This window comes from Sphingomonas sp. PP-CE-3G-477 (assembly GCF_003050745.1).
Lineage (GTDB): Bacteria > Pseudomonadota > Alphaproteobacteria > Sphingomonadales > Sphingomonadaceae > Sphingomonas.
In genome coordinates, this window is sequence record NZ_QAOF01000001.1 from 205,305 (window position 1) to 221,252 (window position 15,948).

The 15,948-nt window shown below is 68.4% G+C and carries 15 protein-coding genes; 9 read left to right on the forward strand and 6 right to left on the reverse strand.

All coding sequences use genetic code 11. The features are described 5' to 3' along the window. Positions 1-253: 253 nt before the first annotated feature. Positions 254-1,972: a malate dehydrogenase (quinone) gene (gene mqo / locus C8J45_RS00950; protein WP_107961531.1), complete on the reverse strand. Its 1,719-nt coding sequence runs from the start codon at positions 1,970-1,972 to the stop codon at positions 254-256. A 248-nt stretch (positions 1,973-2,220) separates the two neighbouring features. Further along, complete coding sequence (locus tag C8J45_RS00955) at positions 2,221-3,126, reverse strand: LysR family transcriptional regulator (RefSeq protein WP_107961532.1); 906 nt, start codon at positions 3,124-3,126, stop codon at positions 2,221-2,223. A 260-nt stretch (positions 3,127-3,386) separates the two neighbouring features. On the opposite strand from C8J45_RS00955, the gene C8J45_RS00960 reads away from it, so the two are divergent. The 3 genes from C8J45_RS00960 (at position 3,387) to C8J45_RS00970 (ending at position 5,510) form a co-directional block, all read left to right on the forward strand. Further along, positions 3,387-4,106, forward strand: a complete 720-nt coding sequence (locus C8J45_RS00960) for a pirin family protein (protein ID WP_107961533.1) — start codon at positions 3,387-3,389, stop codon at positions 4,104-4,106. 174 nt (positions 4,107-4,280) lie between these two features. Beyond that, positions 4,281-4,883, forward strand: coding sequence for an NAD(P)H:quinone oxidoreductase (gene wrbA / locus C8J45_RS00965; RefSeq protein WP_107961534.1), 603 nt, complete (start codon positions 4,281-4,283; stop codon positions 4,881-4,883). Between the two features lie 111 nt (positions 4,884-4,994). Continuing rightward, complete coding sequence (locus C8J45_RS00970) at positions 4,995-5,510, forward strand: ferritin-like domain-containing protein (RefSeq protein ID WP_056489424.1); 516 nt, start codon at positions 4,995-4,997, stop codon at positions 5,508-5,510. A gap of 63 nt (positions 5,511-5,573) precedes the next feature. Here C8J45_RS00970 and C8J45_RS00975 read toward each other — a convergent pair whose 3' ends face one another. Both C8J45_RS00975 and C8J45_RS00980 read right to left on the reverse strand, forming a co-directional pair. Continuing rightward, positions 5,574-5,954, reverse strand: a complete 381-nt coding sequence (locus C8J45_RS00975) for a hypothetical protein (RefSeq protein ID WP_181321054.1) — start codon at positions 5,952-5,954, stop codon at positions 5,574-5,576. Between the two features lie 117 nt (positions 5,955-6,071). Beyond that, the gene (locus C8J45_RS00980) at positions 6,072-6,746 is read right to left on the reverse strand and encodes an OmpW family outer membrane protein (protein WP_107962164.1); all 675 of its coding nucleotides are present in this window, start codon (positions 6,744-6,746) and stop codon (positions 6,072-6,074) included. A 166-nt stretch (positions 6,747-6,912) separates the two neighbouring features. Between C8J45_RS00980 and hemN the strand changes: the two genes are divergently transcribed. Together hemN and C8J45_RS00990 are read left to right on the forward strand one after the other, a co-directional pair. Next, positions 6,913-8,235 (forward strand): oxygen-independent coproporphyrinogen III oxidase, encoded by a 1,323-nt coding sequence (gene hemN / locus C8J45_RS00985; RefSeq protein ID WP_107961536.1) that lies wholly within the window; start codon positions 6,913-6,915, stop codon positions 8,233-8,235. Beyond that, complete coding sequence (locus C8J45_RS00990; RefSeq protein ID WP_107961537.1) at positions 8,225-8,926, forward strand: Crp/Fnr family transcriptional regulator; 702 nt, start codon at positions 8,225-8,227, stop codon at positions 8,924-8,926. Before hemN ends, C8J45_RS00990 begins: the two co-directional genes overlap by 11 nt. On the opposite strand, the gene C8J45_RS00995 is transcribed toward C8J45_RS00990, so the two are convergent. After that, a complete protein-coding gene (locus tag C8J45_RS00995) occupies positions 8,923-10,521 on the reverse strand; it encodes an ATP-binding cassette domain-containing protein (protein WP_107961538.1) in 1,599 nt (532 codons plus the stop codon). The two genes, C8J45_RS00990 and C8J45_RS00995, sit on opposite strands and share 4 nt — an antisense overlap. Further along, positions 10,518-12,179 (reverse strand): thiol reductant ABC exporter subunit CydD, encoded by a 1,662-nt coding sequence (gene cydD / locus C8J45_RS01000; protein WP_107961539.1) that lies wholly within the window; start codon positions 12,177-12,179, stop codon positions 10,518-10,520. Before cydD ends, C8J45_RS00995 begins: the two co-directional genes overlap by 4 nt. Positions 12,180-12,303: 124 nt before the next feature. On the opposite strand from cydD, the gene C8J45_RS01005 reads away from it, so the two are divergent. The 4 genes from C8J45_RS01005 (at position 12,304) to C8J45_RS01020 (ending at position 15,944) form a co-directional block, all read left to right on the forward strand. Then, complete coding sequence (locus C8J45_RS01005; RefSeq protein ID WP_107961540.1) at positions 12,304-13,887, forward strand: cytochrome ubiquinol oxidase subunit I; 1,584 nt, start codon at positions 12,304-12,306, stop codon at positions 13,885-13,887. Between the two features lie 16 nt (positions 13,888-13,903). Then, a complete protein-coding gene (cydB, locus tag C8J45_RS01010; protein ID WP_107961541.1) occupies positions 13,904-15,043 on the forward strand; it encodes a cytochrome d ubiquinol oxidase subunit II in 1,140 nt (379 codons plus the stop codon). A 13-nt stretch (positions 15,044-15,056) separates the two neighbouring features. Continuing rightward, positions 15,057-15,161: a cytochrome bd-I oxidase subunit CydX gene (cydX, locus tag C8J45_RS01015; RefSeq protein WP_107961542.1), complete on the forward strand. Its 105-nt coding sequence runs from the start codon at positions 15,057-15,059 to the stop codon at positions 15,159-15,161. Between the two features lie 72 nt (positions 15,162-15,233). Next, positions 15,234-15,944, forward strand: a complete 711-nt coding sequence (locus C8J45_RS01020; RefSeq protein ID WP_107961543.1) for a Crp/Fnr family transcriptional regulator — start codon at positions 15,234-15,236, stop codon at positions 15,942-15,944. The last annotated feature ends 4 nt before the right edge of the window (positions 15,945-15,948 follow it).

Here is a 15,948-nt window from a genome sequence, read left to right on the forward strand (position 1 = left end):
GGGTTTGGAAGGTCGGATCGCTCATCGGTCGACCGTGGCAGATCGTCACGGCGTAGGACAGCCGTTCCAAGGACTTAAGCTACGTTCCGGAAGTAACGGGCGCTGATCCTCCCCCGCCAGGGGGAGGTGGCTGGCGCTTGCCAGACGGAGGGGGAGGTTGGCGACGACCTCGGCTCCGTGTCCTCCCCCTCCGTCACCTTCGGCGACACCTCCCCCTGGCGGGGGAGGATCGTGAAGCGACGTCTGGCCTGGCTTACAGCGCGAGGTCGGGGCTGCGGTCTGGCTTTACGCGCATGGCCGCGGGGCGTGGGCTGGCTGCGACGCCGACCGTGGGCGAGGGGACCGCGAGTTGCAGCGTGTCGGCGGTCGAGGCCCAATGCTCGGCGAGGACGTCGGGGGTCTCGTTGAGCATCACGCCGTAGGTCGGCACGATCTCGCGGATCTTCGCCTGCCAGCCGGCGGTCGCCAGATGGTTCGGGAACACCTTCTTCAGCAGGTTGAGCATGATCGACGGCGCGGTCGAGGCACCCGGCGAGGCACCGAGCAGCGCGGCGATCGAGCCGTCCTTCGACGCGACGATCTCGGTGCCGAGGCGCAGCACGCCGCCCTTTTCGGGATCGCGCTTGATGATCTGGACGCGCTGGCCCGCCTGCCACAGGCGCCAGTCGCCGTCCTTCGCACCCGGGAAATACTCGCGCAGGGCATCCATCCGGTCGCTGTCCGACATGATGAGCTGGCCTGCGAGATATTCGACGAGGTCGAAATCGTCCCAGCCGACCGCCAGCATCGGCCGGAAATTGTCGAGCGTGACCGACGCCGGAAGATCGAAATACGAGCCTTCCTTGAGGAACTTGGTCGAGAAGGTCGCGAAGGGGCCGAACAACAGCGCCTGCTTGCCGTCGAGGAAGCGCGTGTCGAGATGCGGCACGGACATCGGCGGCGAGCCGACGGCTGCCTTGCCGTAGACCTTGGCGAGATGGCGGTGCGTGATTTCAGGCTTGTCCGCGACCAGGAACGAGCCGCCGACCGGGAAGCCGGCATAATCGTCGGCCTCGGGAATGCCGGACTTCTGGAGGATCGGCAGCGCGCCGCCGCCTGCGCCCGCGAACACGAAGCGTGCCTTGATGACCTGCTTCTCGTCGGTCTTCATGTCGCGTGCGGTGACGCGCCAGCGCGCCTTCTTGCCGCCGATCGTTTCGCGTTCGAGCGAGCGGACCTCGTGGCCCGTGGTCAGCGTGAAATTGTCCTGCTTGGCGAGCGAGGCGATGTACTGGCGCGTGACCTCGCCCCAGTCGCAGTCGGTGCCGAGCGGCGAGCGCGTCGCGGCGAGCTTGGTGCCGGGCGCGCGCCCTTCCATCATCACCGGCACCCACTGCGAGATCTGCTTCGGGTCGGTGGTGAATTCCATGCCGGAGAAGAGCGGGCTCGCCTGGAGCGCGGCGTGGCGCTTTTGCAGGAAGGCGACGTTGGCATCGCCCCACACCAGATTCATGTGCGGCGTCGAATTGATGAACGAGCGCGGGTTGGCGAGGATGCCGATATCGACCTGGTGGCTCAGGAACTGGCGCGTGACCTGGAACTGCTCGTTGATCTCGACCGCCTTGGCGATCTCTACCTTGCCGTCGGCCTTGTTGACCGGCGTGTAGTTGAGTTCGCACAGCGCGGAGTGGCCGGTACCGGCGTTGTTCCAGCCATTGGAGCTTTCATCGGCGACCTTGTCGAGGCGTTCGACCATTTCGATCGTCCAGGTCGGCTCGAGTTCGCGCAGCAGGACGGCGAGCGTCGCGCTCATGATGCCGCCGCCGATCAGCAGGACGTCGACCGTCCGCTCGGTAGTCGCGGCGTCGGCGTGTGCGATCGGCAGCGCGGCTGCACCGCCGGCGACGATCGCCGAGCCGAGTAGATTGCGCCGGGTCACGCCGGTCTTGGATACTGGAGAGATCGTGTCGTTAGCGTCAAACCGCATGGTCATGCCTATTCGTTTCGGCATGGTCCGCTGTCCCGACACAGGCCGAAGACGACGAGAATCCATAACCGGATTATCGGGTCAGCCACGCGGAAATCACGGAATCGATACACGAACTACCGACTGAGCGCGGCCGCTGCTCAAAGTCCTCATCCCGGTATCGGGTGTCGTTGGGATCGCGCTGGGTTGCAAACTCGAGCGCCTATCCAGCCTCTTACATGGCATCCGTCCCGGTTTTGCGCAAGGTCGTCGCGTCAGGCTTGCCCTGCGTTCGGATCGCGGAGGCGTGCGGCGAGGAAGTCTATCAGGGCCTCGACGCGCGCCGGGCGGAGGGGGCTTGGCGGGGTCAGGAGGTGGAGTCCGATCTTCGCGGGCGCCCAGTCCTCCAGGATGACGACGAGCTCGCCGGACGCGATATGCCGGTCGACGATGAAGTCGGGCAGGCGCGCGATGCCGAGGCCGGCGATCAGCGCGGGGACGATCGCCTCGCCGCTGTTGGCGGTGAGCTGGCCTTGCAGGCGGACCGAGACGTCGGCGCCGCCGGGGCCGTGGAAGCGCCACGGGCCGACGACGTTCGAATAGCCGACCAATTGGTGCTCGCCGAGCTGTGCCGGGTGCGTCGGGGTGCCGTGCTTCGCGAGGTAACTCGGTGCGGCGACGGTGTGCGCCTGGATGCTGCACAGGCGGCGGGCACGGAGCGAGCTGTCGGGGAGCTCGGCGATCCGCAGCGCAACGTCGAACCCTTCCGCGACGATGTCGACGCGCGCGTCGGAGAGGTGGAAATCGACCTCTATACCCGGGTGCGCGACGAGGAACTCGGCGAGGATCGGGGCGACATTGGTGACGCCGAAGCTCATCGGGGCGGCGAGGCGGACGCGGCCGGTATGCGCGCTGGCGGCGTCGTGTGCGGATTCCTCGGCGGCGCGGGCTTCGGCGAGGATGCGCGCGGCGTGCTCGGCGAGCGGCTTGCCGGCTTCGGTGAGCGCGAGGCGGCGCGAGGTGCGATGGAAGAGCGACTGGCCGAGATGCGCTTCGAGGCGGGTGATCGCCTTCGACACGGTCGCCTTGCTGAGCCCGACCGCGTCGGCGGCGGCGCTGAACGAGCGGTGCTCGACGACGCTGGCGAAGATCGCCCAGGCTTCGAGATCGGGCAGGCGCATGTGGGGGTCTCCGATACTAGAGCCGTACTGGATTTACCTCCCCGGCGGAGGCCGGGGCCCAGTTGGAAAGGTGGTCGTAACGAAGGACTGCGCTTCGTTATCGACGTTCCCCAACTGGGCCCCGGCCTTCGCCGGGGAGGTGCACTCTATGGGTTCTTTATCTAGAGCTCACGTTAGCCACCGAAACGATCGGTTTCCAGCGTTTCTATTTACGTCATGATCGCAGCGCTTATCTTGGGTTCAACCAGTGGAGACATATCATGACGACCACGACCCTTTCCAAAGTCGAACGCCGCCCCTTCGAGAGCCTCGGCCATGCCGATCACGGCTGGCTGAATGCGCGGCATCATTTCTCGTTTGCGAACTATTACGATCCGGCCCGCATGGGCTGGGGCGCGATCCGCGTGTGGAACGACGACCAGATCGCCGCGAACTCGGGCTTTCCGCCGCATGCGCATAGCGACATGGAGATCATCACCTATGTCCGCAGCGGCGCGATCACGCATGAGGATTCGCTCGGCAACAAGGGCCGCACCGAGGCCGGTGACGTGCAGGTGATGAGCGCGGGGACCGGCGTGCGGCATGCCGAGTATAATCTCGAGCCGGAGACGACGACGATCTTCCAGATCTGGATCGAGCCTTCGCGGAAAGGTGGCGCGCCGAGCTGGGGTGCCAAGCCGTTTCCGAAGGGCGAGCGTTCGGGGCAGTTCGTGACGCTGGCGAGCGGGTTCGAGGGTGACGGCGACGCGTTGCCGATCCGGGCGAATGCCCGCGTGCTGGCGGCGACGCTCAAGGCTGGCGACAGCGTCGACTATGCGGTCGGCGAGGGACGCCACGTGTATCTGGTGCCGGCGACCGGTGCGATCACGATCGGCGACGACGCCTTTGCCGCACGCGACGGAGCGGCGCTGACGGGCGGCCAGACGGTGACGATCACGGCTCAAGAGGACGCCGAGATCGTTCTGGTAGACTCGGAGTAAGCTTCTTTTCCCCTCCCGCTGGCGGGAGGGGGCAGGGGGTGGGCTCGCGCTCACCTCCGCCGTGACCATCGTTGAAGATACGCACTTCGATCCGGCGTGCTTGCCGAAGCCGGGTGCCCACCCCCCCAGCCCCCTCCCGCTCGCGGGAGGGGGAGCCTTAAGAAGGAAACACATATGACCAAGGTTCTCGTGCTTTATTACTCGTCCTACGGCCATATCGAGCAGATGGCGGATGCCGTCGCCGAGGGCGCGCGCGCCGGTGGAGCCGAGGTCGACATCCGTCGCGTCGCAGAAACCGCACCGCAGGCGGTGATCGAGGCGGCGCACTTCAAGACCGACACCGCGCACGCCGAGATCGAAGGCCCCGCCGCGCTCGAACAGTATGACGCGATCATCGTCGGTGCGCCGACCCGCTTCGGCCGGATGCCCGCGCAGATGGCGCAGTTCTGGGATACGACCGGCGGCCAGTGGTTCTCGGGCGCGCTGGTCGGCAAGGTCGGCGGTGCGTTCACCTCGACCGCGAGCCAGCATGGCGGCCAGGAAACGACGTTGTTCTCGATCATCACCAATCTGCTGCACCACGGCATGACGATCGTCGGGCTCGACTATGGCTTTCAGGCGCAGATGGGCGTCGATGCGGTCAAGGGCGGCACCCCGTACGGCGCGTCGACCTTGTCGGACGGCGACGGCAGCCGCCAGCCGAGCAAGGACGAACTCGACGGTGCGCGCTACCAGGGCAAGCGGATCGCCGAGACCGCGGCCAAGCTGAGCGCATAACCGGCTTCGCTCCGGTGGTGGCCGGCCCGACGAAACTTACCCCAGGGTAGGACGTTGCGCCACCACCGGAGCAGTTCGCTTCGCGTGCATCAGCTATGCGAGGATATGATCATGGGCCTGTTTTCCAAGGACATCGCGACGTTCGAAGACCTGTTCCTGCACCAGTTGCAGGACGTGTATTATGCCGAGCACCAGATCACCAAGGCACTGCCGAAGATGACCGACAAGGCGACCGCGCCGGGTCTGAAGGCCGGGTTCGAAACGCACCTCCGCGAGACCGAGGGACAGATCGTTCGGCTCGAGCGGATCTTCGAACTGTTGGGCGAGAAGGCCAAGGCGGTGACCTGCCCGGCGATCGACGGGATCATCAAGGAAGCGAACGAAGTCGCAGGCGAGATCGCCGACAAGGCGGTCCTCGACGCGGCGCTGATCGCGTCGGCGCAGGCGGTCGAGCATTACGAGATCACGCGCTACGGCACGCTGATCGCGTGGGCGAACCAGCTTGGTCGCAGCGAGATCGCGGCGATCTTGAAGGAAACGCTCGACGAGGAATATGCGACCGACGACAAGCTGACCGCGATGGCGACGTCGAAGGTCAATCCGAAGGCCGAGGCGGTTACCGCCTGAGCCTTTCGCGACGTAACCAAAAAAACGGGCCGGCGATCATGCGATCGCCGGCCCGTTTTTCGTTCAGGCCTTCTTGCGGGCGCGCTTGGGCGCCGCGGCGGCGGCGACGTCCTCTTCCTCGTCCGGTGCATCCTCACCGGCTTCGGTCAGCGCTTCGCCGAGTGCCTTCAGCTTGTCCTGCGACTTGTCGGCCTTGCCGGCGATCTTGGTCGTCGCGGTGCCGAGGCGGTGGAGCAGCGCGTGGACGCGGTCGGCGTCGGGCGTGTCCTTCTCGAGCTGCTTGCGCAACGATCCGAGATCGCGAAGGATACCCTTTGCGCCCGGCGTGTCGAGCTCGGCGAGCGCGGCCTCCCAATCCTCGATCATGTCGGCACCCTTGTCCGGCTTGGTCGCATCGAGCCCGCGATTGATCGCGTTCATCGTTCCTGCAAATTTAACGGCCATTTCCATCCTCTCCATGACGCCTTCTGGCACCCGACCAACGCCGCGGATTGATGGAAATGTCCTCTCGATATGGGTATCTGCCGGTAAAGTAACGCAGGATATCGTCGCGCCTCCGACCTATAGTCGGATGCCCAGGCCGACTCCGAAGACCAGCGGATCGAGGCCGAGCTTCACGCGCTGCGTGCCCGCGGCAGTGGTATCGAGGCGGACGGTCGTGTCGATATCGATGTATTTGACGTCGAGGTTGAGGAAGACCTTCGGCGTGATATCGATATCGACGCCGGCCTGCGCCGCCCAGCCGAAGCTGTCCTTCATCCGGACCCGCGTGGAACCGACTGCGGCCTGAAGGCCGTGCGACGCCTTCTCGTTCCAGAACACCGTGTAGTTGAGCCCCGCGCCGACATAGGGCCGGATGTGGCCGGTTGGCGCGAAGTGATATTGCGCGGTCAGCGTCGGCGGCAATACCCAGGTGCTGGCGAGCTTGCCGATGCTCCCGGTCGTGCCGCTCGTCCCGCTCGCCTTGTGCTTGGTGGTCGAGGCGATCAGCTCGAAGCCGATGTGATCGGTCGCCATGTAGGTCGCGTCGATCTCGGGCATGCCGCTGTCGTTCACCTTGACCTTCTCGCCGGGGAAGGCGGGAAGGATGCTGCCGGATTTCTCGTTGGGCGCCACGACGATCGCACGGACGCGCAACAGCACGTCGCCGGCACGGATGCCGACACGCGGCGCCGCTTCAACGGGCGCGGCCTGCGCCTGCGCCATCGCGGGGAGCGCGAATGTGCCTGCCGCCATGGCCAGCACTGTGGCTGCACGCTGCGTGATGCTCGTCATATCAATCGTCCTCGTCGTGGTGGGACACCGAATAGGCGCGCACGGCGACCGCGCCCTTGACGGCGAACAAGGCGCGGATTGATCGCGGTCAAAGGCAGCGTGATCGCGCGCGCGCATCGCGGTCGGCATGTGGCGCTATCACCCAGAGCTGCTCGCGCGCGCCGTACCGCGCTATACGAGCTATCCGACCGCGGCCGAGTTCGGCGACGACGTCGGCCATGCCGACATGGCGGAGGCGGTGGACGGGGTTGCGGCGGACGCACGCGTGTCGTTGTACGTGCACATCCCGTATTGCCACGCGATCTGCTGGTATTGCGGGTGCAACACCGGGGCGGCCAACCGCGGCGCGCGGCTCGACGCGTATCTGGCGCGGTTGCATGAGGAGATCGACCTGCTCGCCGCGCGGCTTGGCGGACGCGGGAGGATCGGACGGATCGCATTTGGCGGAGGCAGCCCCAACGCGGTCTCGCCGGACGCGTTCGTGACGCTCGCCCGTCGTATCCGCAAAGCCTTTGCCTGCGACGACGCGACATCGTCGGTCGAACTCGATCCGCGCGGCTTCGATGCCGACTGGGCGCACGCGATCGCGGCGACGGGCGTGACTCGGGCGAGCCTTGGCGTGCAGACGTTCGACGCGGGATTGCAGGCGAGGATCGGGCGCGTCCAGCCGACCGCGGACATCCGCCGCGCCGTCGACCTCCTGCGGCATGCGGGCGTGGATTCGATCAATTTCGACCTGATGTACGGGTTGCCCGGGCAGGACGAGGCGGCGCTGGCGGCGACGCTCGACACCGCGGTGGCGATGGCGCCGGAGCGGCTGGCGGTGTTCGGCTATGCGCACGTGCCGCAGATGATCCCGCGCCAGCGACGGATCGACGCGCGTGCCTTGCCCGATGCGGAAGCCCGGTTCGTGCAGGCGGCGCAGGCGCATGCCCGGCTGACGGGCGCCGGCTATCGGGCGATCGGGTTCGATCATTTCGCGGTGCCGGGGGATGCGCTCGCACGGGCCGCGGCGGCCGGCACGCTGCGTCGCAATTTCCAGGGCTTCACCGAGGATCGGGCGGAGGTGCTGATCGGGCTGGGCGCGAGCGCGATCAGCCAGTTCCCAGACCGGCTGCTGCAGAACGAGAAGAACGCCGGGCGCTGGCATGCGGCCATCGGGCAGGGGAGGTTCGCGATCGCGCGCGGGCTCCGGCGGACCGACGAGGACCGGGTTCGCGGCGACGCGATCGAGGCGATCCTGTGCAGCGGCGGCGCGAACCTGTCCGAGGTGCCCGATCTGGCGGCGGTCGATGCGCGGCTGGGTGCCTTCGCGGCGCGCGGGTTGCTGCGCCGTCAGGATACCCGGCTGGAACTGGCCGCGGGGGCGGTGCCGTATGCGCGGGCGATCGCGGCGACGCTCGACGCGTATCGCACGGGAGATACCGGCCGGTTCAGCAATGCCGTCTGAGCCCGCAACCGCGATCCCGGCGCGGTGCGCGGCGTGCGCGGCGCGCGATCTGTCGCTGTGCGCAGGGCTGGCGGACGGCGAACTCTCCGCGCTCAACGCGATCGGGCGGCGGCGCATGTTGCCCGCGGGTCAGGTGGTGAGCTGGGCGGGCGATGCCGCGGAGGTATGCGCCAATCTGGTGTCGGGGGTGCTGAAGGTCGTGCGCGAGGAGCCGGACGGGCGCACCCAGATCGTCGGGCTGCTGTTTCCCGGCGATTTCGTCGGTGAGCTGTTCGTGCGGCACGGCGCCGACACGATCGCGGTGCTCGCCGAGGCGGAGCTGTGCGTTTATCCGCGCGAGGCGCTGGAGCGGACGCTGGCGCAGTATCGGGGGGCGGAAAGGCTGTTGCTGCGACGGACGCTGGCGACGCTGGCGGCGGCACGGCGCGCGCTGCCGATGCTGGCCCATGCGCGGGCCGATGTCCGGCTGGCGGCGTTCCTGCTCGACATGGCACGGCGCGCGGGCGTGCAGGATGGCGGCGTGGTGATGCTGCCGCTGTCGCGTGGCGAGATCGCCGAGGCGCTGGGGCTCGCGATCGAAACGGTGAGCCGGCACATGACCGCTTTCCGCGATGAGGGGCTGATCGCGCTGTCGGGCCTGCGCGGCGTCACGCTGCTCGATCGCGCGGCGCTGGAGCGACTGGTCGGCTAGGGAGCGTCGGCCTGGCGGATCGCCAATCGCCGGGTGCAGAGCGCGAGGAGGGCGGGGCGGTGGCTGACGAGGATCAGGCCCTGTCCGGTCCGGGCGATCCGCGCGTCGAGCCGCGCGACCACCCGCGCCAGCGTCGCCGCATCGAGGCCTTCGCCGGGCTCGTCGAGCAGCAGCCACGGCGCGTGCGCGACATAGGCGCGGGCGAGCGACAATCGCCGCCGCTCGCCACCCGAGAGCCGCGCGCCATCGTCGTCGAGCCAGGTGTTGAGGCCTTGCGGCAACGCGCGGACCACATCGTCGAGCGCGGCATCGGCCAGCGCGCTCCATAGCCGCGCATCGTCGGCAGCAGGATCGGCGAGCATGAGGTTGTCGCGGATCGTGCCGGCGATCAGCGTGGCATCCTGCGGTGCCCAGGCGAACGTCGCGCGCAGCGTCGCCGGGGCGAGATCGGCGATGTCGATGCCGTCCAGCATCGCGCGTCCGCGCGCGATCGGGCGCAGGCCGAGCAGCATCTCGACCAGCGTCGTCTTGCCGATCCCCGATACACCGGTCAGCGCCATTCGGTCGCCGGGCGATATGGTGGCGCCATCGAACGTCAGCGTTGAGGCGGGCGTTTGCGAAAGCGCGACGGGCAGGGGCGCTGCCGCCGCGAAGATATCCTCCAGCCGGGTCTCGGCCTCGCGCAGTCGGCCGCGTTCGGCAAGCGCGCGAAGCACCGGCGCCGCCGCGTCGATCGTCATCGCCGCCGCCAGCGCCGCGAGCGCGGCGATCGGCGCGCCGGCACCGGCGGCGGTCGCCAAGGTCAACGCAAGCGCGGAGGCCAGGCCGATCGTCGCCGCGTGGAGCAGCTCGATCCGACCCGCCACGCCGGCCTGCGCGATGTGCGCCGCGGCGAGGACGTCGCCCGCAGCGTCGATCCGGGCCGCCGCCCGATCCTCCAGCCCGTAGCAGCGAAGTTCGGCCGCGGCCTCGGCCAGCATCGCCACCTCCTCGCGCAGCAGCCCGGTCGCGCGCTGGACGCGGCGGCCCTGCGCCTCCAGCCGGTGCGCGAGCAGGAGGCCGAGCGACAGCGCACCGCCGAGGCAGGCTAGCGTCGCGAGTGCCGCCGCCCAGCCGGCGAGCAGGATCAACGCGGTACCCGACACGATCGCTGCGCCGACGCCCCATGGTCCGGACAGGCGGACGAAGCGTAGCTCGATCGCGTCGACGTCGCCGATCAGTCGCGCGGTCGCCTCGCCGCGACCAAGTGCCAGCGCGCGGTCCGGTGGGGCAGCGGCGATCGCGCGGAACAACGCGGGGCGCAGGCGGGCGAGCGCACCGAACGCGGCGGCATGCCCCGCCAGTCGCTCGCCGTAGCGCGCGCCGGTCCGGACGATCGCGAGCAACCGGATGCCCGCGGACGGCAGCATGAAATTGAACGCCTGCGCCACCGCGATGCCGCCCGCGCCCGCGATCGCCGCGGCGGTGATGAACCAGCCCGACAGGCCGAGCAGCAGGATCGAGGCGGCGGCGACCAGCGCGGCGCACGTCGCGGCCTGACGGAGACGGCGGCGTTCGGCACGGCGTTCGCGAGCGAGGAGATCCGACAGCGTCATGCGGTTTCTCCCAAGTGAACCGTGCGCGTTGCGATCGCGGCGAGCGCGGCGCTGTGCGTGGCGATCAGCGTCGTGCGGCCCGTCATCGCACGCGCGATGGTGGCGATCAGCGCGGCTTCGGCATCGGCGTCGAGATGCGCGGTCGGCTCGTCGAGCAGCAGGAACGGCGCGGGCTTCAGCAGAGCGCGGGCGAGCGACAGCCGCCGCCGCTCGCCGCCCGAAAGCCCGCCGCCTCGCGCGTCAAGTGGTGTGTCGAGCCCCGCATCGAGCCCCGCATCGAGCCCGCGCGCACGGTGCGCGAGCATCGGGCCAAGCCCCGCTGCCTCGATTGCTGCGTGCAGCGCCGCCTCGGTCGCGGTCGGGTGCGCGAGCAGCAGATTTTCGCGGATGGTGCCGGGGATCAGCAGGGGATGCTGGCCCGCCCAGCTCGCGCGGCCCGCCAGCGTGTCGAGCGGTTCGCCGTCCAGCGTGATGCTGCCCGCGGTGAGCGGCGCCAGCCCCAGCAGGAGGTGCAGCACGCTGGTCTTGCCGCTGCCCGACGGGCCGAGCAGCGCGACCGTCTCGCCCGGTACGATCGTCAACGACAGGCCGGATACCGCCGGGTGATCGGACCCTGGATAGCGGATCGATACGTCGCGCAGGGTCAGCGTGCCGCTGGTCGGTCCAGCGAGCGCGCGAGAAACCGGTTCCGGCATCGCCATCAGCGCATCCGCGGCGGTCTCTGCTGCCTGCTTGTCGTGATAGGCGGCAGCGAGGCGGCGCATCGGCGCGTAGAATTCGGGGGCCAGTGCCAGCACGAAGAACGCCTGGCCCAGCGTCAGCGTCTCGGGCGCGGTGAACGGCAACAGCCCGAGCAGCGCGAACCCGCAATAGACCGCGACCAGCGCGACCGACAGCGCGGCGAAGAACTCCAGCGAAGCCGACGACAGGAACGCGACGCGCAGCACGCGGATCGTCCGCCGTGCGAGATCGTCCGCGGCGGTGCCGATCGCGACCGCCTCGCGGTCCTCGGCGCGGAAGGCGAGCACCACCGGCAGCGCGCGGATCCGGTCGGCGAACCGTCCCGAAAGGCGTGCGAGCGCGGCGAACTGGCGGCGTGACTCATCCGCCGCTGCACCGCCCGCAAGCGCCATCGCGGCGATGAAGGGGATCAACGTCAGCGCCAGGATCGCGGTCGCGACCCAGCTTGCGCAGGCGGTGGCGAGAAGCACGATAAAGGGCGCGATCGAACTCGCCCGACGCGCGGGGAGGAAGCGCGCGACATGGCCGTCGAGCGCCTCCACCGCATCGACCGCGAGATGCGCGAAGCCGCCGTCGCCGATCGGCCTGTCGGGCGCACGGTGAAGCGCCGCGGCGACGACGAGGCCGCGCTGGCGGTGCTTCGCCGCGGCGGCATCGCGTGCGCCGACCTGGATCGCCGCCATCGCCAGGCACCCGCGTGCCGCACCGGCTGTGATGGCGAGCAGCGCCCAGGGCACGACCGCCGCGACGCCGTGCGGCACCGCCACCACGCCGCCGGCCAGCGCACCCGCAAAGCCGATCGCCGCCGCCGTATCGAGCAGCAGCAATCCCGCCGCGCCGCGCTCGCGACCCGCTGCCGTACGCAGCCAGCGGGTGCGTGCGCGCGCGTGGATCTTGTCCTGTACCATCGTCGTCATGGCCGCGTCCGTCGGACGGCATGCCCGGAGCGTCTTTGACCGCGGTCAATGTCGGTCGCGCCGCACGCCCCTAGCGACGGGGGATGACGGGGCTTGGGGTGGCACCGTCCCAAGGAGAATCGCCATGGATCCGGGGGTCGTCGACCTGTCGCGGCTGCAATTCGCGTTGACCGCTTTGTATCATTTCCTCTTCGTGCCGCTGACGCTCGGACTGTCGACGATGCTGGTCATCATGGAAGCGGTCTATGTGATGACCAACCGCCGGATCTGGCGGACCACGACGCGGTTCTGGGGCAAGATCTTCGGGATCAACTTCGTGCTGGGCGTCGCCACCGGGCTGACGATGGAGTTCCAGTTCGGCACCAACTGGTCGTATTTCTCGCATTATGTCGGCGACATCTTCGGCGCGCCGCTCGCGATCGAGGGGCTGATGGCGTTCTTCCTCGAAGCGACGATGGTCGGGCTGATGTTCTTCGGCTGGGACCGGCTGTCGAAGCTGGGGCATCTGCTCGTCACCTGCATGGTCGCGCTGGGCACCAATCTGTCCGCTCTTTGGATCCTGGTCGCCAATGGCTGGATGCAGAACCCGGTGGGTGCCGCCTTCAATCCCGAGACGATGCGGATGGAGGTGACCGATTTCGGCGCGGTGCTGTTCAATCCGGTCGCGCAGGCCAAGTTCGTCCACACCGTCAGCGCCGGCTATGTCTGCGCATCGGTAGTGGTGCTGGGCGTGTCGGCGTTCTGGCTGCTCAAGGGGCGCTTCGTACCGGTCGCGCGGCGATCGATGACGGTCGCGGCGGCGTTCGGGCTGGCAGCATCGCTGTCGGTGGTCGTGCTGGGCGACGAGAGCGGCTATGCGCTGACCGACAACCAGAAGATGAAGCTCGCCGCGATCGAGGCGGTCTGGCACACCGAGCCGGGGCCGTCGGGGCTGACGCTGTTCGGCCTGCCCGACACGCTGACGCACAGCACGCGCTACAAGGTCGAGATCCCGTGGGTGCTCGGGCTGATCGCGACGCGCAGCCTGGACGGCACCGTCACCGGCATGTCCGAACTGGTGCTGAAGGCGCAGGAACGGATCGAGTCGGGTGTCATAGCCTATGATGCGGTCCAGCATCTGAAGGTCGCGCCGACCGACATCGCACAGCGGGCGCGGTTCGAGGCGCATCGCAGCGATCTCGGTTATGCGCTGCTGCTCAAGCGGCACATCGCCGATCCGCGTGCCGCGACGCCGCAGCAGATCGAGGCGGCGGCGTGGGATACGGTGCCCGATGTCGGGCTGTTGTTCTGGAGCTTCGGGATCATGGCGTTCATCGGCTTTGCGATGATCGCGCTGTTCGCGACCGCGTTCGTCCTGTGCACGCTGCGCAAGCATACGACGTCACGCCGGTTCCTGATGCTGGCGGTCGCGGCGCTGCCGTTGCCGTGGGTGGCGATCGAGCTTGGCTGGGTGGTCGCCGAACTCGGCCGTCAGCCTTGGGCGATCGAAGGTGTGCTGCCGACGTTCCTGGCGACCAGTTCGCTGTCGCGCGCCGCGTTGTGGACGACGATCACGGGGTTCACGCTGATCTACGGCGTGCTGGCGGTGATCGAGGTGCGGCTGATCCTCGCCGCGATCCGGCATGGGCCGGAGCAGCCTGACGACCAGCCGACGGAGACGCCGGTCGCCGCCACTCGCCCCCCCGGCGTCATTCCCACGCCCGCCTGATCAGGAAGGACATATCATGTTCGATTACGAGATATTGCGGCTGATCTGGTGGGCGCTGCTGGGCGTGCTGCTGATCGGCTTCGCGCTGACTGACGGGTTCGACCTGGGGGTCGCGGCGCTGCTGCCGTTCGTCGCACGAAACGATCCCGAGCGCCGGATGGTGATCAACGCGATCGGCCCGACCTGGGAGGGCAACCAGGTCTGGTTCATCCTCGGCGGCGGTGCGATCTTCGCGGCATGGCCGTTCGTCTACGCGGTCAGCTTCTCGGGCTTCTACCTCGCGATGTTCCTCGTGCTGGCGGCGCTGATCCTGCGGCCGGTCGGGTTCAAATACCGCTCGAAGCGGCCCGATCCGGCGTGGCGGGCGCGGTGGGACTGGGCGTTGTTCGTCGGCGGCTTCGTACCGGCGCTGGTGTTCGGCGTCGCGGTCGGCAACGTGCTGCTCGGTGCGCCCTTCCGCCTCGATGGCGATCTGCGCTCGTTCTACGAGGGGTCGCTGCTCGGGCTGTTCACGCCGTTCGCGCTGCTCTGCGGGCTGTTGTCGGTGACGATGCTGGTGCTGCACGGCGCGGCGTGGCTGACGATCAAGGTGGAGCACGGACCGGTCCACGATCGCGCGCGGGCCTTTGGCACCGTCGCGGCGATCGCCTCGATCATGCTGTTCGCGATCGGTTTCGTGTTCGTCCGCTGGGGCGGGATCGGCTACCGGATCGTCGGCACGGTCGACCCGGCCGGACCGTCCAACCCGCTGCGCACGACGGTCGAGCAGGTCGGCGGCGCGTGGCTCGATAATTTCGCCGCGCATCCGTGGATGATGGTGTTGCCGGTGCTCGGGTTCGTCGGCGCAGGGCTGGCGTTGCTCGGCATCCGGTCGGGGCGCGAGGCGCTCGCTTTCTCGGGTTCGTCGGTGTCGACGGTCGGGATCGTCGCGACGGTGGGCTGTTCGATGTTCCCGTTCATCCTGCCGTCGAGCATCGATGCGCATTCCAGCCTGCTCGTGTGGAACGCGTCGTCGACGCACAAGACGCTCGGCCTGATGCTGTTCGTGACCGCGGTGCTGCTGCCGATCGTGCTCGCCTACACCGCCTGGGCCTACAAGGTGATGTTCGGCCGGGTCACCGCCGAAGACGTTCGCACTAATCCCGACTTCTACTAGATAGGACACGACGATGTGGTATTTTTCCTGGGTATTGGGCCTCGGTCTCGCGGTCGGTTTCGGCATTCTCAACGGTATCTGGCATGAATTTCACTTGCCCGTAGAAGATGATAGCTGAAAACGGCGTGCAATGACCGGGAATAGGGCGGGAAAGGGCGACAGAACTTCCCGCCTGCTCTACATCAAGTGCATGGGCCCAACCGACATCTGTACCGAGTGTGCAGTCCGCGACAGTGCGTTGTGCGGCAGCCTCGACGATCGCGAGCTGCTGACGCTCAACACGCTGGGCCGGCGTCGGCGGATCGTGTCGGGCCAGACGGTCGCCTGGGCGGGCGAGGACGGCGTGATCTGCGGCAACGTGCTGTCGGGCGTGCTCAAGCTGGTCGCCGCGACGTCGGACGGGCGCGAACAGATCGTCGGGCTGCTGTATTCCGCCGAATTCTTTGGCCAGCCCTATGCGGGGCCGACCGACTTCACGCTCGTCGCGCTGACCGATGCCGAGCTCTGCGTGTTCCCGCGCGCCGGGTTCGAGCGCGTGCTGGAGGATCATCAGCGGATGGAGCGGTTGCTGCTTCAGCGCACGATGGAGTCGCTCAGCGATGCGCGCGGGCGGATGCTGGCACTGGCACGCAAGTCCGCGGGCGAGAAGGTCGCGGGCTTCCTGCTCGACATGGCGACGCGGGCGGGCGAGGCGGGGTGTCGCGCCACGCCCGGCGGTCCGGTCACGTTCGACCTGCCGATGACGCGCGGCCAGATCGCCGACGTGCTCGGCATGACGATCGAGACGGTCAGCCGGCAACTCACCAAGATGAAGACCGCGGGCATCATCGCCCTGCCGGGAACGCGCGCGGTGACGATCAGTGACCGTGCCGCGCTCGCCGCCCGTGCCGAAGCCGCCTGAGCCG

Bases quoted from the DNA above. Each gene is read 5' to 3' on its own strand.
- mqo (WP_107961531.1), bottom strand. From the start codon at position 1,972: ATGACCATGCGGTTTGACGCTAACGACACGATCTCTCCAGTATCCAAG.
- C8J45_RS00955 (WP_107961532.1), bottom strand. From the start codon at position 3,126: ATGCGCCTGCCCGATCTCGAAGCCTGGGCGATCTTCGCCAGCGTCGTC.
- C8J45_RS00960 (WP_107961533.1), top strand. From the start codon at position 3,387: ATGACGACCACGACCCTTTCCAAAGTCGAACGCCGCCCCTTCGAGAGC.
- wrbA (WP_107961534.1), top strand. From the start codon at position 4,281: ATGACCAAGGTTCTCGTGCTTTATTACTCGTCCTACGGCCATATCGAG.
- C8J45_RS00970 (WP_056489424.1), top strand. From the start codon at position 4,995: ATGGGCCTGTTTTCCAAGGACATCGCGACGTTCGAAGACCTGTTCCTG.
- C8J45_RS00975 (WP_181321054.1), bottom strand. From the start codon at position 5,954: ATGGCCGTTAAATTTGCAGGAACGATGAACGCGATCAATCGCGGGCTC.
- C8J45_RS00980 (WP_107962164.1), bottom strand. From the start codon at position 6,746: ATGGCGGCAGGCACATTCGCGCTCCCCGCGATGGCGCAGGCGCAGGCC.
- hemN (WP_107961536.1), top strand. From the start codon at position 6,913: ATGTGGCGCTATCACCCAGAGCTGCTCGCGCGCGCCGTACCGCGCTAT.
- C8J45_RS00990 (WP_107961537.1), top strand. From the start codon at position 8,225: ATGCCGTCTGAGCCCGCAACCGCGATCCCGGCGCGGTGCGCGGCGTGC.
- C8J45_RS00995 (WP_107961538.1), bottom strand. From the start codon at position 10,521: ATGACGCTGTCGGATCTCCTCGCTCGCGAACGCCGTGCCGAACGCCGC.
- cydD (WP_107961539.1), bottom strand. From the start codon at position 12,179: ATGACGACGATGGTACAGGACAAGATCCACGCGCGCGCACGCACCCGC.
- C8J45_RS01005 (WP_107961540.1), top strand. From the start codon at position 12,304: ATGGATCCGGGGGTCGTCGACCTGTCGCGGCTGCAATTCGCGTTGACC.
- cydB (WP_107961541.1), top strand. From the start codon at position 13,904: ATGTTCGATTACGAGATATTGCGGCTGATCTGGTGGGCGCTGCTGGGC.
- cydX (WP_107961542.1), top strand. From the start codon at position 15,057: ATGTGGTATTTTTCCTGGGTATTGGGCCTCGGTCTCGCGGTCGGTTTC.
- C8J45_RS01020 (WP_107961543.1), top strand. From the start codon at position 15,234: ATGGGCCCAACCGACATCTGTACCGAGTGTGCAGTCCGCGACAGTGCG.